The sequence below is a fragment of the Citreicella sp. C3M06 genome, from assembly GCF_018860705.1.
Classification (GTDB): domain Bacteria; phylum Pseudomonadota; class Alphaproteobacteria; order Rhodobacterales; family Rhodobacteraceae; genus Salipiger.
Window position 1 is genome coordinate 51,235 of the sequence record NZ_JAHKQA010000091.1, and the last position, 13,689, is coordinate 64,923.

13 protein-coding genes and 1 tRNA gene are annotated in these 13,689 nt (G+C 64.7%); 6 read left to right on the top strand and 8 right to left on the bottom strand.

Annotation, left to right across the window (positions count from 1 at the left end; genetic code table 11):
* Positions 1-9 precede the first annotated feature (9 nt).
* The 5 genes from KO516_RS21105 to KO516_RS21125 are packed head-to-tail and all read left to right on the top strand — an operon-like array spanning position 10 to position 4,289.
* Entirely contained in the window at positions 10-264 is a 255-nt protein-coding gene (locus KO516_RS21105) for a bacterioferritin-associated ferredoxin (protein WP_216005762.1), read from the top strand.
* Positions 251-736 (top strand): bacterioferritin, encoded by a 486-nt coding sequence (gene bfr / locus KO516_RS21110; RefSeq protein ID WP_216005763.1) that lies wholly within the window; start codon positions 251-253, stop codon positions 734-736. Before KO516_RS21105 ends, bfr begins: the two co-directional genes overlap by 14 nt.
* Entirely contained in the window at positions 708-2,234 is a 1,527-nt protein-coding gene (locus KO516_RS21115; protein WP_216005764.1) for a di-heme oxidoredictase family protein, read from the top strand. The genes bfr and KO516_RS21115 overlap by 29 nt, the downstream gene beginning before the upstream one ends.
* A gap of 3 nt (positions 2,235-2,237) precedes the next feature.
* The gene (locus KO516_RS21120) at positions 2,238-3,215 is read left to right on the top strand and encodes an imelysin family protein (protein ID WP_216005765.1); all 978 of its coding nucleotides are present in this window, start codon (positions 2,238-2,240) and stop codon (positions 3,213-3,215) included.
* Between the two features lie 3 nt (positions 3,216-3,218).
* A complete protein-coding gene (locus tag KO516_RS21125; RefSeq protein ID WP_216005766.1) occupies positions 3,219-4,289 on the top strand; it encodes a DUF1513 domain-containing protein in 1,071 nt (356 codons plus the stop codon).
* A 153-nt stretch (positions 4,290-4,442) separates the two neighbouring features.
* Here KO516_RS21125 and xylB read toward each other — a convergent pair whose 3' ends face one another.
* The 8 genes from xylB to KO516_RS21165 form a co-directional block, all read right to left on the bottom strand.
* The gene (gene xylB, locus KO516_RS21130; protein WP_216005767.1) at positions 4,443-5,888 is read right to left on the bottom strand and encodes a xylulokinase; all 1,446 of its coding nucleotides are present in this window, start codon (positions 5,886-5,888) and stop codon (positions 4,443-4,445) included.
* A gap of 4 nt (positions 5,889-5,892) precedes the next feature.
* A complete protein-coding gene (locus tag KO516_RS21135; RefSeq protein WP_216005768.1) occupies positions 5,893-7,350 on the bottom strand; it encodes a mannitol dehydrogenase family protein in 1,458 nt (485 codons plus the stop codon).
* Between the two features lie 161 nt (positions 7,351-7,511).
* Positions 7,512-8,516 (bottom strand): ABC transporter ATP-binding protein, encoded by a 1,005-nt coding sequence (locus KO516_RS21140; protein WP_216005769.1) that lies wholly within the window; start codon positions 8,514-8,516, stop codon positions 7,512-7,514.
* Positions 8,517-8,528: 12 nt separating this feature from the next.
* Positions 8,529-9,359 carry a carbohydrate ABC transporter permease gene (locus tag KO516_RS21145; RefSeq protein WP_216005770.1) on the bottom strand — a complete coding sequence of 277 codons (831 nt, stop codon included), beginning with the start codon at positions 9,357-9,359 and terminating at the stop codon, positions 8,529-8,531.
* A 12-nt stretch (positions 9,360-9,371) separates the two neighbouring features.
* Entirely contained in the window at positions 9,372-10,238 is an 867-nt protein-coding gene (locus KO516_RS21150) for a carbohydrate ABC transporter permease (protein WP_216005771.1), read from the bottom strand.
* Between the two features lie 120 nt (positions 10,239-10,358).
* Entirely contained in the window at positions 10,359-11,669 is a 1,311-nt protein-coding gene (locus KO516_RS21155; protein WP_216005772.1) for a sugar ABC transporter substrate-binding protein, read from the bottom strand.
* Between the two features lie 126 nt (positions 11,670-11,795).
* Positions 11,796-12,743: a sugar-binding transcriptional regulator gene (locus KO516_RS21160; protein WP_216005773.1), complete on the bottom strand. Its 948-nt coding sequence runs from the start codon at positions 12,741-12,743 to the stop codon at positions 11,796-11,798.
* Positions 12,740-13,438, bottom strand: coding sequence for an HAD family phosphatase (locus KO516_RS21165; RefSeq protein WP_216005774.1), 699 nt, complete (start codon positions 13,436-13,438; stop codon positions 12,740-12,742). Before KO516_RS21165 ends, KO516_RS21160 begins: the two co-directional genes overlap by 4 nt.
* Before the next feature lie 139 nt (positions 13,439-13,577).
* Between KO516_RS21165 and KO516_RS21170 the strand changes: the two genes are divergently transcribed.
* Positions 13,578-13,652, top strand: a tRNA-Val gene (locus KO516_RS21170).
* The last annotated feature ends 37 nt before the right edge of the window (positions 13,653-13,689 follow it).

Genomic DNA, 13,689 nt, shown 5'->3' on the forward strand with positions numbered 1-13,689 from the left:
GTCGGCAAGATGATCGTCTGTAGTTGCAACGGTATATCGGACAAAGATATCAATGCAGCCATCGACTGGATGCGCGCAGCTGACCCCCAGACGATCATCACCCCCGGCAAGGTCTATCATGCTCTGGGGAAAGCGGCCGATTGCGGAAGCTGCATGCCGCTTTTCCTGCACATGATGCGCGCGAACGCCAACCTTGAAGTACCCATGGAACTCCGTGGCCTAAGGCCTCGGACCTACAAAGGAAAATCCAATGAAGGGCGATGAGAAGGTCATCGAATATCTCAACCGGGCGCTGCGCTCGGAACTGACGGCGGTCAGCCAGTACTGGCTGCATTACCGTCTTCAGGAAGACTGGGGCCTTGGTCACATGGCCAAGAAAAGTCGCGAGGAATCCATCGAAGAGATGAACCACGCCGACAAGCTGATCACCCGGATCATCTTTCTGGAAGGCCATCCCAACCTGCAAAAGCTTGACCCGCTGCGCATCGGTCAGACGCCCAAGGAAACGCTTGAGGCGGATCTGGCGGCCGAACACGAGGCGCGCACACTGTATATCGAGGCGCGCGACCATTGCGAGTCGGTCAAGGATTACGTGTCCAAGGATCTGTTCGAAGAGCTGATCGCCGATGAGGAAGGCCATATCGACTTTCTCGAAACGCAGCTCGATCTTTACGCCCGGCTGGGCGAAGCAGGTTACACGCAGGTCAATGCCTTCCCGATGTCTGAAGCCGAATAAGGCGCTCGTCTGCGTCGCCCTTGTCTGGGGCGGCGCGGCATTCGGGGCAGAGCCGGCAAGCGATCCGCAGCTGTCCCAGATTCCCCGCACCAAGGCCGAACAGGCGCGCATTTCCGCAGCCGTTGCCCCGACCACTGATTTCACCGCGCCAGAGCCGTTCGAGGCCCGCCCCGCCGGGGCCGCCACCGTGCCCGCCCGGCGCGACGCTCAGGCCTTTGCCCAGCCCGCAGCGGGGATTCAGGGCGAGGCACTGATGGGCTGGCATCTTGGTCAGGCGCTGTTCGACAAGCTCTGGGCACCGTCGCCGTCTTCGACCCGCGCCTCCGATGGGCTCGGGCCGCTGTACAATGCGCGCTCCTGTCAGGCCTGCCATATCCGCGACGGGCGCGGTCATGCGCCGGACGGAGGCGGCGCGGTGTCGATGGTGCTGAAACTTTCGGTGCCAGCCGATCCAGAGGCCGATGCGCCCGCCATCGAGGACTGGATCGCCACCGCGCCAGACCCGGTCTATGGCATCCAGATTCAGGACTTCGGCGCCATCGGCCAGCCTGCCGAGGCGCAAGTTGATGTCAGCTACGAATTGATCGAGGTGCCGCTGTCAGGGGGCGAGACCGCGACCCTGCGCAAGCCGCGTTACACCGCTTCTGCGCTTGGCTATGGCCCGTTGGCGCCGGGCGCCATGCTCAGCCCGCGCGTGGCGCCGCAGATGATCGGGCTGGGATTGCTCGAAGCGATTCCAGCGGCCGAGATCCTTGCCCGCGCCGATCCGCAAGACAGCGACGGCGATGGCATTTCGGGGCGCGCGGCCATCGTCTGGTCGGTCGAATACGACCAACCCATGCTGGGCCGCTTTGGCTGGAAGGGGATAGAGCCGACGATACGCGATCAGATTGCCTCGGCGTTTTCCACCGATATCGGCATCTCGACATGGTTGCGCCCCGCCGCCGGCGGCGATTGTACCGCCGCGCAGACCCGCTGCACCGAGGCCCCGCATGGCGTGGATGCCGAGGGCGCCGAAATCTCGCGCGAGGCGCTGGAGACCGTCGTGCATTTCAGCCGCAGCCTTGGCGTGCCCGCCCGGCGCGACATGGACGATGCGCAGGTGCTGCGCGGCAAGCAGCTGTTCCATGACACCGGCTGCACCGCCTGCCACACCCCCAAACATGTCACCGCCCGGCTGACCGACGCGCCAGAGCGCAGCTTTCAGCTGATCTGGCCGTTCACCGATCTGCTGCTGCATGACATGGGCGAGGGACTGGCCGATCACCGCCCCGAGGGGCGCGCCACCGGGCGCGAATGGAAGACCCCACCGCTCTGGGGCATCGGCTTGACCGGGCAGGTTTCGGGCCATACCCAGTACCTTCATGACGGCCGCGCGGGCTCGCTTCTCGAGGCGGTGCTCTGGCACGGTGGCGAGGCACAGCGCCAGCGCGATGCCGTCACTGCCATGCCTCCCGCCGACCGTTCTGCTCTGATCCGCTATCTGGAAAGTCTCTGACCCATGCGCCACCTTGCCCTGCTCGCCCTGATTGCCGCCACCCCCGCCAGCGCCGGGGTGCCCGAGGCATTGGACGAGGTCATCCTGCCCGGCTTTGCGGGCTTTGCCGAAGCGGCGACAGCGCTGTCGGTCGCCGCCTCCGCCGATTGCACCCCCGAGTCGCTGAGGGCCCCGTGGAACGCCGCCTTCGATGCCTGGACGCAGATCGGTGACATTCGCATTGGCCCGTCGGAAACCGGCGCGCTTGGCGTTGCCTTCTGGCCCGATGTGCGCGGCTTTACCCCGCGCACGCTGGGCAATCTCATCAAGACCGAGGCTGAGGTCGGCACCGACCCCGCCGCCTATGCCGAAGTGTCCATCGCCGGGCGCGGGCTGTTTGCGCTGGAACGGATGTTCTACGACGCCGATTTCTCAGGCTACGAGGCGGACAGCTATTCCTGCACGCTGGTGCAGACCATGACCGCTGAACTCGCCGCGCAGGCTGGCGCGCTTGACGCCGGGTGGGAGGGCTTTTCCAAGGTGCTGCTGAGCGCTGGCGAGGAGGGCAACACGCTGTACCTCAGCGAGGGTGAGGCGATGGATGTTCTGTATACGCAGGCACTGTCGGGGCTGGAATTTTCCGACGTGGCGCGGCTGGGCAACCCGCTGGGCAGCTTCGAGCGCCCGCGCCCGACCCGGGCCGAGGCGTGGCGCTCAGAGCGCAGCTTGCGCAACGTGCTGTTGACCGCCGATGCCTCGGTGGCACTGGCCCACGCGGTCGGAGGCATGCCGCTGCCGGTGACCGATGCCGCGCTGGATCGCCTGCACGAGCTGGCGGAGCGGGTGAGCGACCCGTCGTTTCAGGACATCGAAGACCCTTCGGCCCGGCTGCGCGTCGAGATCGTGCAGCAGCAGGTCAACGCCATCGGCGAAGCCATCAAGGGTGAGCTTGGCGCCGCGCTAGGCCTGACCGCCGGGTTCAATTCTCAGGACGGAGACTGATCCATGACCACCCGACGCGCCTTCATCGCCTCATTGCTTGCCGCCTCGGCCAGCCCTGCCGTGGGCTGGGCATCGGTGGGCGATCCAACCTATCTTGCCGCAGCGCGGATGCCCGACGGCAGCTATATGCTGGCGGGCCTGCGCGAGGATGGCTCGGCGGCGTTCAGCGTGCCGCTTCCGGCACGTGGCCACGCGGCGGCGGCGCATCCATCCCGCGCCGAGGCGGTGGGCTTTGCCCGCCGTCCGGGCACCTATGCGCTGGTCATCGATTGCCGCGACGGCGAAGTGCTGCACCGGCTGGAGGCCCCGGACGAGCGCCAGTTCAACGGGCATGGCACCTTCTCGCCGGATGGGCGGCTGCTTTACACGGTCGAACAGCGCGTCGCCGACAGTGAAGGCTTCATCGGGGTCTGGAATACCGATGGCTATCGGCGCGTGGCGGAATTCGCCAGCCACGGAGTCGGGCCACATGACATCCGGGTGATGCCCGATCACGCCAGCCTTGTGATCGCCAACGGCGGCATCCAGACCGACAAATGGGATCGCGCCAAGCTCAACACCGACACCATGCGGCCAAGCCTTGTCTATGTCGATCTGGATGGCGCACTGCTGGAAAAGCGCGATCTGCCAGAGTTTTACCAGAACTCGATCCGCCACCTTGCGCTGCGCGCCGATGGGCTGGTGGGCTTTGCGATGCAATGGGAAGGCGAGGCGGGCTATGCGCCGCCGCTGCTGGCGCTACATCGACGCGGTGAGGAGCTGGTGCTGTGCGAAGCCCCGCTTGAAGACGAGCTGGCGATGGATGGCTACGCTGGCAGCGTGGCATTCTGCGGCGACGGCAGCGAGATCGCCATCAGCTCGCCGAGGGGCGGGCGCTTGCACCGGTTTTCCGACACGGGCGTTTTTCTGGGCGCGGTGTCGCGCACCGATGTCTGCGGGCTGGCGCCGCATGCCGGGGGCTACATGGCGAGCGACGGGCTGGGCGGCGTGCTGCTGGTGCGCGGCGGCGCGGTCAAGCCGCTGACCATCGCTCAGGCCGCGTGGGACAACCATCTGATTCCGATCCACGCCTGACGGCAAAGCCGGGGGCTGGCGGCGCAGCGATCCAGCGGCTTGGGGCGCGCCGTCAAAAAGCGCGTCCCAAGCTGAAACAGATCTTTCCGGATATCAATTCCCTCAAAAGCCGACCGCCGCGGGAGGAGGCAACCGCGGCGGCCGGATGAGCGATCACTGGATGGACTTCACGCCTGAATAGGCGGGGCCAAAGCGGGCATAAGCCGCATTCAGCGCCTCGGTCATGCCAGTGACCGGCTCAATGACCTCGCCAGTAAGCGGCGGGGTCATTATCTCTGTCGGGCTCTCGCCGGTGGCGGCGATGCGCCCAAGCCGCGCTGCGCCAAGCGCCGCGCCAAATTCACCGGCCTTGGGCAGGTGCAGCGGCAGATCCAGCACCGTCGCCAGCAGCCGCAGCCAGTAACGCGAGCCGGTGCCGCCGCCGATGGCGAGCAGGCTGGCGGGCCGCGCCCCGGTGCTCTTGAGCGCCTCGAGACTGTCGCGCAGGCCAAAGCTGACGCCGGTCAGCACCGCGCGGGTCAGATCGTCGCGCGTGGTGTCGGCGCCGATGCCGGTAAAGGCACCGCGTATATCGGCATCGTTGTGCGGCGTGCGCTCGCCCGACAGGTAGGGCAGGAAGCGCTCACGCCCCGGCGCGGCGAGGTGCTCGCCAAGCGGCGCTGTCAGCTCGGCGGGGCGGGTGCCGGTGATGCGGGCCAGCCAGTTGAGGCTGTCGGTACAGCTGAGCATCACGCCCATCTGGTACCATGTGTCCGGCACCGCGTGGCAAAAGCTGTGCACCGCGGTTTGCGGTGAGGGCGCATAGCCGCCGCGCGCCGCCAGCAACACCCCCGAGGTGCCAAGCGAGACAAAACCCTGACCTTCGTTCAGAACGCCGGTGCCCGCCGCCGCCGCCGCGTTGTCGCCCGCGCCGCCAGCGATGGCGACATTGCCGACGCCCCATTTTGACGCCAGCTCGCGGCGCAGGGTGCCCGCGCGGGCGCAGCCTTCGACAAGGCGGGGCATCTGGGCGCGGCTCATGCCGCCCAGATCGAGCAACGTATCGGACCAGTCGCGCGCGCCGGTGTCGAACCAGCTGGTCCCGGCACTGTCGGACATGTCTGCGACGTGATCGCCGCTCAGGTACAGGTTGAGATAGGCCGCGGGCAGCAGCACCTTGGCGATACGGGCAAAATGGCCCGGCTCATGGGTGCGCATCCACAGCAGCTTGGGCGCGGTGAAACCGGCAAACACGATATTCCCGGAAATCTCGCGCGCGCCGGGAGTGGCATCCAGCGCGGCGGCCTCGATATGGCTGCGGCTGTCGTTCCACAGGATGCAGGGGCGGATCACCGCATCCGAGGCATCCAGCGCCACCGCGCCGTGCATGTGCCCGGCAACACCGATCCCCTTCAGCGCGTCCCAGCCCGGTGCGGCGCGCAGCTCGTCCACCGCGCCTTCCAGCGCGGCGATCCAGTCGGCGGGGTCTTGTTCGGACCAGCCGGACTGGGGGTGCGCCACCTCGTAATGACGCTCGGCCGAGGCCAGCGGCGTGCCATCCGCCCCTGTCAGAAGCGCCCGCAGACCCGATGTGCCAAGATCAATTCCGAGGTAGCTCATGGCATCAGCCTTTCACGTAGGCGTCCATGGTGACCTCTACCCCATCGTCCCACAGACGCGTCAGCCATTTGGCAAAGGTGTCGGCAAAGCGCGCGTTCGACGCCAGATCGCCATAGACAGAGCGCTGTTCCAGCCATGCGGCAGGGCGGGTGCGGGCCTGTTCCGACAGGGCGACAAGGCGGGTCCAGTCGGGGTCGTTGGCTTCGATCACCGAGCCGTCTTCGAATTGCCCGGCGCAATACCGGCACCACAGCGCCGATTCCAGCGCCAGACCGTCGATCGAGGCATCGGCCTTCAGCGCCTCGACGATGACCGGCACGATGAATTTCGGCTGACGGTTGGAACCGTCAAAGCACAGCCGCCGCAGCGTGTCCTTGACCTCGGGGTTCGAGAACCGCCCGACGATCAGTTCGAGATATTCGGTGGCGGTGAATTCGGGGACCGGCTGCACCTGCGGCAGCACCTCGGTTTCCTCGACCTTGCGGAAAAAGCCATGCACCAGCGGATGCGCCATCGCCTCGTCGACCAGCGTGCAGCCAAGCAGCGCGCCGGCATAGGCGATGATGGCGTGGCCGCCGTTGAGAATGCGGATCTTCATCCGCTCGTAGTCATGCACGTGGTCGGTGAAGGTCACGCCGACCTCTTCAAGGCGCGGACGGCCTTGGGTGAAGCTGTCTTCGAGCACCCATTGGCGGAACGGCTCGCAGGTCACCGGGACCGGATCGTTCAGCCCAAACCCGGCGGCGACGGCGCGTTCGCGATCGCCGGTGGCGGGCGTGATGCGGTCGACCATCGAATTGGGGAAGGCGACATTGGCGGCGATCCAGTCGGCCAGCGCCGGATCGGACAGCCGCGCGGTGCCGGTGACCGCATCGCGGGTCACGCTGCCGTTGCCGGGAAGGTTGTCGCAGCTCATCACAGTGAAGGGGGTCTGGCCCGCATCCCGGCGCGCCTTGAGCGCGGCGACGATGGCGCCGAACACGGTGCGCGGGGCATCGGGCGAGGCGCCATCGGCGACAATGTCGGGATGGGTCGGATCAAAGGTCTCGGTGGTGGGATCGACGAAATACCCCCCTTCGGTCACGGTCAGCGACACGATGCGGGTGGCGGTATCGGCCATCTTGGCGATCAGCGGGCCGTTGGTTTCCTCGATCGGGAGATAGTCGATCATCGAGCCGGTGACGCGCGGATTCCGGCTGTCGGCGGACAGCTCGATCACGGTCGACAGGCAGTCCTGCGCCAGCAGCGCTTCGCGCATCCGCGCATCGGGGGCCCGCACGCCCGCGCCGGTGATCGCCCAGTCATGGTCGAGCCCCTTGGCAAACAGGTCGTCAAGATAGACCGCCTGATGGGCGCGGTGGAAATTGCCGAGGCCCACATGCACGATGCCGTGGCTCAGCCCTTTGCGATCATAGGCAGGCAGCGCAACGCGCTTGTCGGTATTCTCAGAGATCAGGCTCATGGGACGGCTCCGTCAGATTACTCTGCACCTGCCGCTCCGGGGGAGGCGGGCGGCGGTGCGTTCGGCCCTCTGCGCGGGGCCACGCGTCCGCCGGGGCGGAATGTTGTCGCGCCCGGCTGTCGCGCCGGGCGCAGGCGGCGTCAAGGCCGCCCGTTAACGGATCACATCCGCAGGCCGTTCTTGTCGAAGCGGTGCATTCTTTCCTGATCCGGGGTCATCCAGATCCGGTCGCCGTGCTTGACCGGGATCTCGCCGCCCACACGCACGGTCAGAGGCTCGTCGCCAAGGCCATGCTCGTGAACGTGAAGGAAGGTATCAGAGCCCAGATGCTCGGATACGCTGATGGTGCCCTGCCAGAGCCCCTCGGTGGTGGACACGGCGATATGTTCGGGCCGCACGCCGATGGTCGCGGCATTGTGGCTTTGCGCCGCCTCACCCTTGATCAGGTTCATCTTCGGCGAGCCGATGAAACCGGCGACGAATTCGTTGCGCGGGGAATGGTACAGATCGAGCGGGCTGCCCACCTGTTCGATATGCCCGGCGCGCAGCACGACGATCTTGTCGGCCATGGTCATCGCCTCGACCTGATCGTGGGTGACGTAGATCATCGTGGTGGCAAGGCGTTCGTGCAGCTCCATGATTTCCAGCCGCATCCCGACCCGCAGCGCCGCGTCGAGGTTCGACAGCGGCTCGTCGAACAGGAAGGCCTGCGGCTCGCGCACGATGGCGCGGCCGATGGCGACCCGCTGACGCTGCCCGCCCGAGAGCTGGCCGGGGCGGCGATCAAGATAATCGGTGAGGTTGAGCGCCTTGGCAGCGGCGTCGATGCGCCGCTTCTGCTCATCCTCGGGGATCTTGGCCATCTTCATCGGAAAGGCGATGTTCTTGCGCACCGACATGTGCGGGTACAGCGCGTAGCTCTGGAACACCATCGCAAGGCCGCGCTGCGCCGGGGCAAGCCCGGTCGCGTCGGTGCCGTCGATGGAGATGGCGCCCGAGGTCACATCCTCGAGCCCGGCGATCAGCCGCAGAAGGGTGGACTTGCCGCAGCCCGAAGGGCCGACGAACACGACGAATTCACCGTCGTTGATTTCCAGATCGAGAGGCGGAATGACGTTCACTTCGCCGAAGCTCTTCGTCACTTTCTCAAGCGTAATGCGTCCCATGATCGAAATTCCTTATTTCACCGCGCCGAAGGTCAGGCCGCTGACGAGTTGTTTCTGGCTGAACCAGCCAAGGATGAGGATCGGCGCGATAGCCATGGTCGAGGCCGCGCTGAGTTTGGCAAAGAACAAGCCTTCCGGGCTGGAGTAGCTGGCAATGAAGGCCGTGAGCGGGGCCGCCTTGGCCGCGGTCAGGTTCAGGGTCCAGAAGGCTTCGTTCCAGGCCAGGATGAAGTTGAGCAGCATGGTCGAGGCAATGCCCGGAACGGCCATGGGGGTCAGGATGAACAGGATCTCGTCCTTGAGACCGGCGCCGTCCATGCGGCCCGCTTCGAGGATCTCGCCGGGGATCTCCTTGAAGTAGGTGTAGAGCATCCACACGATGATCGGCAGGTTCATCAGCATCAGCACGATGATCAGGCCGGTGCGGCTGTCCAGCAGCCCCAGTTTGATGAAGATCAGGTAGATCGGGTACAGAACGCCGACCGCCGGAAGCATCTTGGTCGAGAGCATCCAGAGCAGGATGTCCTTGGTCTTGTTCGAGGGAACAAAGGCCATCGACCACGCCGCCGGGATGCCGACGATCAGGCCAAGGATGGTGGAACCCCCGGCGATGAAGATCGAATTCCACAGGAAGCGCGCGTAGTTCGACCGTTCCAGCACGTCATGGTAATTCGCCAGCGTCCAGTCGAACGCAAGGAACACCGGCGGGTCGGCAACGGCGGTGGCTTCGGTCTTGAAGCTGGTCAGGATGGTCCACAGGATCGGGAAGAAGATCAGCAACCCGACGGCCCATGCGGCGGCGGTGTTGATGATCTTGCGTTTTTGGGTAACGGCTCGTGCCATGGTGTCAGCTCCTCACGCGTCCAGGTTCTTGCCGACGATGCGCATCAGGAAGATGGCAACGATGTTGGCAAGAATGATTGCATAGACACCGCCCGCGGACCCAAGCCCGACGTTCTGGCTTTCCAGCACGCGCTGGAAGATCAGGTAGGTCAGTGTGCGCGACCCGAAGGCACCGCCGGTGGTCACGAAGATTTCCGCAAAGATCGACAGCAGGAAGATCGTCTCGATCAGAATCACGATGGTGATCGCCCGCCCGAGGTGGGGGAGGATGATGTAATAGAACCGCTTCAGCACCGGCGCGCCGTCCATTTCCGACGCTTCAAGCTGTTCGCCATCCAGCGACTGGATCGCGGTGAGCAGGATCAGCGTGGCAAAGGGCAGCCACTGCCAACTGACGATCAGCACGATTGAAAACAGCGAGGCGTCGCTGATCCATTCCACCGGCGCTGCGCCAAAGAACTTCCACAAATGTGCAAACAGCCCGTTCACCGGGTCCATGAACATGTTTTTCCAAACCAGCGCGGTCACGGTGGGCATCACGAAAAACGGCGCGATCACAAGGATACGCACCACGCCCTGGCCCCACATTGGCTGGTTCAGAAGAATGCCAAGCAGCACGCCGAACACCACGGTGATCAGCAACGTGCCCAGAACGATGACCAGCGTTGCCTGAACGCTGGGCCAGAATGCCGAAGACGTCACGAAGCGCACGTAGTTGTCGAAACCCGTCCAGCCGAGGTCGCCGCCGCGCAGGGGCAGGTATCTTTTGAAAGAGAATAGAAGCGTCATGATGAGCGGAACCAGCATCCATCCCAAAAGTAGGATGACTGCGGGTGCCAACATCATGCGCGCTGCCGATCGGGAATGCTGTGTCGCCATGACGACTGTCCTCTCTAGCTCACGCAAGGTGCATGATGAACGCGGGTGATCGTGGTGAATGGGTCCCGTTGAACGGGAGCCGGGGAGGGCAAGCCCTCCCCGGTGATCGGATGGCGCGGCTTAGTAGCCTGCGGCTTCCATTTCTTCAGAGGTGATATCCTGAGCTTTCTCGAGCGCTTCTTCGGCGGTCTGCTGACCGGCGACGGCGGCCGAGAATTCCTGACCAACCTGGCCTGCGATGCCCGCGAATTCCGGGATCGCTGCGAACTGGACACCGACATAGGGAACGGGGTCCACGGTCGGGTTGTTCGGATCGGCCGAGTTGATGCTGTCGAGCGTCACCTGCGCAAACGGGATCTTCTGGTACTCGGGGTTCTCGTAAAGCGAGGTGCGCGTGCCCGGGGGAACGTTGGCCCAGCCTTGCTTGTCGGCCACCATTTCGATGTAGCCGGTGCCGGTTGCCCATTCCACAAAGGTCTTGGCGGCTTCCTCGTTCTGGGTGCCGGCGGGAATGCCAAGCGCCCATGCCCAGAGCCAGTTGCCGTTCTTGGACACGCCATCCTTGTGCGGTGCCAGAGCATAGCCGACCTTGTCCGCCACCACCGATTCATTGGGATCGGTCAGCTTGGAGGCCGCGACGGTGGCGTCGATCCACATGCCGCATTTGCCCTGATTGAACAGCGTCAGGTTCTCGTTGAAGCTGTTGCCCGAGGCACCCGGAGGGCCGGCTTCTTCCATCAGATCAAGATAGAAGGTCAGCGCTTCCTTCCATTCGGGCGAGTCGAACTGGGCTTGCCAGTTCTCGTCGAACCAGCGCGCGCCGAACGAGTTGGCCATGGACGTGATGAACGCCATGTTGTCGCCCCAGCCAGCCTTGCCGCGCAGGCAGGCGCCGTAAATCTCGTTGTCCTTGTCGGTCATCGCAACCGCGGCTTCGCGGATGAACTCCCAGGTCGGTTCCGCCGGCATTTCCAGACCGGCTTCTTCCAGCAGGTCGGTGCGGTAGAACACCATCGAGGATTCACCGTAGAACGGCGCGGCGTACATGGTGCCCTCATAGGACAGGCCATTGCGCATCGCGGGCAGGATATCATCGATGTCGTATTCTGCGGACAGATCGTCCATCGGGACAAGCCAGCCGTTTGCAGCCCAGATCGGCGCTTCGTACATGCCGATGGTCATGACGTCGAACTGGCCGCCCTTGGTGGCGATGTCCTGTGTCACGCGCTGGCGCAGCACGTTTTCTTCCAGCGTCACCCACTCGACTTTGATGTCGGGATGCTTTTCGTTGAAGTCATCCATCATGCTCTGCATGCGGATCATGTCGCCGTTGTTCACGGTCGCGACGGTGATTGTGGTTTCGGCAATGGCCGACGTAGCAAGCGCGCCAACGGCACACGCGCCCATGAGGGCGCGGAACGAAGTAGACATAGGCAGTCCTCCCAAAACTCCTCCTCGCAAGCGGATGCCGCAGTTTCCTGAGCAATTGCCCGCAAGGTGAAGAAAAGCTCACACGGGAGGGTGATTCGTGTCAAGGCTGTTTCGTTGGCAGTTCACTCAGGAACTGCTGACCAATTCGGCAGCGGTCGATTCGTCGGTCAGCAGACCGTTGATCAGCTTGCCCTTGAGGGCGGCCCGCAACGCCTTGATCTTGCTGATACCTCCGCCGATGCACAGCACCGGAGCGCGGTTCGCCGGAACCTGAAGCCCCACCAAGAGATTGTTGACAGGGTGATCGAGGAATCGCCCGTCTGAATCAAAGATATGGCCGCAGATCTCGCCAACGGCGCCCGCCGCCTGCACCGAACGCAGCTCCTCTGCCGTCAGAAAGCCATCGACATGCAGCGGCGCGTCGTCGGCCATCTGCCCAATCCCGACGATGGTCAGATCGGCGTCGCGGGCGAGGGTCAGCAGGTTGGCGACATGGGGCAGGGCGCGGTAGACTTCCAGCTCCTGCGTGTTGCGGGCCATCACCGGCACCGACATCGGGAAATGCTGCGCACCGGTCTTGTCGGCAAAGCGCATGATCACCTCGTAGAACGAGGCCGATCCGTCGGGCGAGACATTGCCGATCAGCGACACCATCCGATGCTGAGGCGCGGCGACGGGCTGCATCTGTTCGCAGACCGCGCGCAGCATCCGCCCGGTGCCAAGCGCCACCAGCTGCGGCGTCTCTTGGCGGAACAGCCGTTCAATCTCGGCGGCGGCGCTGGGGGCGATGGCGCGCGTTGCATCCTGCTCTGGGCCAAGCCGGGGCGCAACGCGCACCCGGTTCAGCCCGAACTTGCGGCGCAGGTCGCGTTCCAGCTCGAGGCAGGCGGCAATGGGGTGGTCGATGCGCACGCGCACCAGCCCTTCGCTCATGGCGCGCGCCACCAGTCTCTGGGCCCGCTGGCGCGAAATGCCCAGCTCTTCGGCGATCTGGTCCTGCCGCATTCCGCCGACATAATATAGCCAGCCCGCCCGCGCGGCGAGATCGCTCTGGGGGATGTCGTCGTCGCTCACGGCCGGTCTCCGGCATCGGCATCGGCGCAGGTCAGCAGGGTCGGGGCGAACTCGGCAACCTTGGCAAGATCGTCAAAGCGGCGGTGGGGGCGGGTGCCCGGATCTTCAGGCAGGTCTATGCCCCGGAAATGGCTGCCGCCGGTGAACTGCCAGACCTGCATGCCCGCGGCGAGCGCAGCCCGGATGCCCGACAGCGAATCTTCGATGACAAGGCAATGCTGCGGCGCGATGCCGGCCTTTTTCGCGGCAAGCAGCGGCAGATCGGGCGCCGGCTTGCCGCGCGCGACCTCGGCAACGGTGGTGATCCGACCGGCAAAGAGCTCTGACAGCCCGGCGATCTGCATGGATTGTTCCACCCGCGCCGGGCTGGAGCTGGTCGCCAGACAATAGGGCAGCGCCAGCCGTGTCAGCAGGTCGCGAATGCCCGGCATCGGCTGCAACCCTTCGCGAAAGGCGGCCACGAGGCGGGCGCGGTAGTCGGCTTCGAATCCGTCGGGAAGCACGATGCCGAACTCCTCGCGTATCTGCGCAAGCACCACCGGGTAGCTGCGCCCGAGGAAATGCCGCGCCACGTAAGCGAGATCGATCCGCACGCCGTGCAACGCCAGTTCCGCCACCAGCATCTGTGCGCTTATCACCTCGCTGTCGACAACGACCCCGTCAAAATCGAAGATGATCAGCTGAATATCGCGCATGGTCTTGTCCTCCGCTCCGGCGGGAGTAGCCCAAAGTGTGCAGCTTGACCAGTATCGGGCGCGGGCAGCATTTTTTGTGGAGGCAGGATGCGATTGCCCTCTTGCGCCCCGTATGCGCTTCCCTTAAGAGGCCCGCACCGGGTGATTAGCTCAGTGGTAGAGCGCTTCGTTCACATCGAAGATGTCAGGGGTTCAAATCCCTTATCACCCACCAATTTCCCTCTTTTGGTTAGACTACAGGTCAGGCGCGC

Bases quoted from the DNA above. Each gene is read 5' to 3' on its own strand.
- KO516_RS21145 (WP_216005770.1), bottom strand. From the start codon at position 9,359: ATGGCACGAGCCGTTACCCAAAAACGCAAGATCATCAACACCGCCGCC.
- KO516_RS21150 (WP_216005771.1), bottom strand. From the start codon at position 10,238: ATGGCGACACAGCATTCCCGATCGGCAGCGCGCATGATGTTGGCACCC.
- KO516_RS21165 (WP_216005774.1), bottom strand. From the start codon at position 13,438: ATGCGCGATATTCAGCTGATCATCTTCGATTTTGACGGGGTCGTTGTC.
- KO516_RS21125 (WP_216005766.1), top strand. From the start codon at position 3,219: ATGACCACCCGACGCGCCTTCATCGCCTCATTGCTTGCCGCCTCGGCC.
- KO516_RS21115 (WP_216005764.1), top strand. From the start codon at position 708: ATGCCTTCCCGATGTCTGAAGCCGAATAAGGCGCTCGTCTGCGTCGCC.
- KO516_RS21105 (WP_216005762.1), top strand. From the start codon at position 10: ATGATCGTCTGTAGTTGCAACGGTATATCGGACAAAGATATCAATGCA.
- KO516_RS21120 (WP_216005765.1), top strand. From the start codon at position 2,238: ATGCGCCACCTTGCCCTGCTCGCCCTGATTGCCGCCACCCCCGCCAGC.
- xylB (WP_216005767.1), bottom strand. From the start codon at position 5,888: ATGAGCTACCTCGGAATTGATCTTGGCACATCGGGTCTGCGGGCGCTT.
- KO516_RS21155 (WP_216005772.1), bottom strand. From the start codon at position 11,669: ATGTCTACTTCGTTCCGCGCCCTCATGGGCGCGTGTGCCGTTGGCGCG.
- KO516_RS21140 (WP_216005769.1), bottom strand. From the start codon at position 8,516: ATGGGACGCATTACGCTTGAGAAAGTGACGAAGAGCTTCGGCGAAGTG.
- bfr (WP_216005763.1), top strand. From the start codon at position 251: ATGAAGGGCGATGAGAAGGTCATCGAATATCTCAACCGGGCGCTGCGC.
- KO516_RS21135 (WP_216005768.1), bottom strand. From the start codon at position 7,350: ATGAGCCTGATCTCTGAGAATACCGACAAGCGCGTTGCGCTGCCTGCC.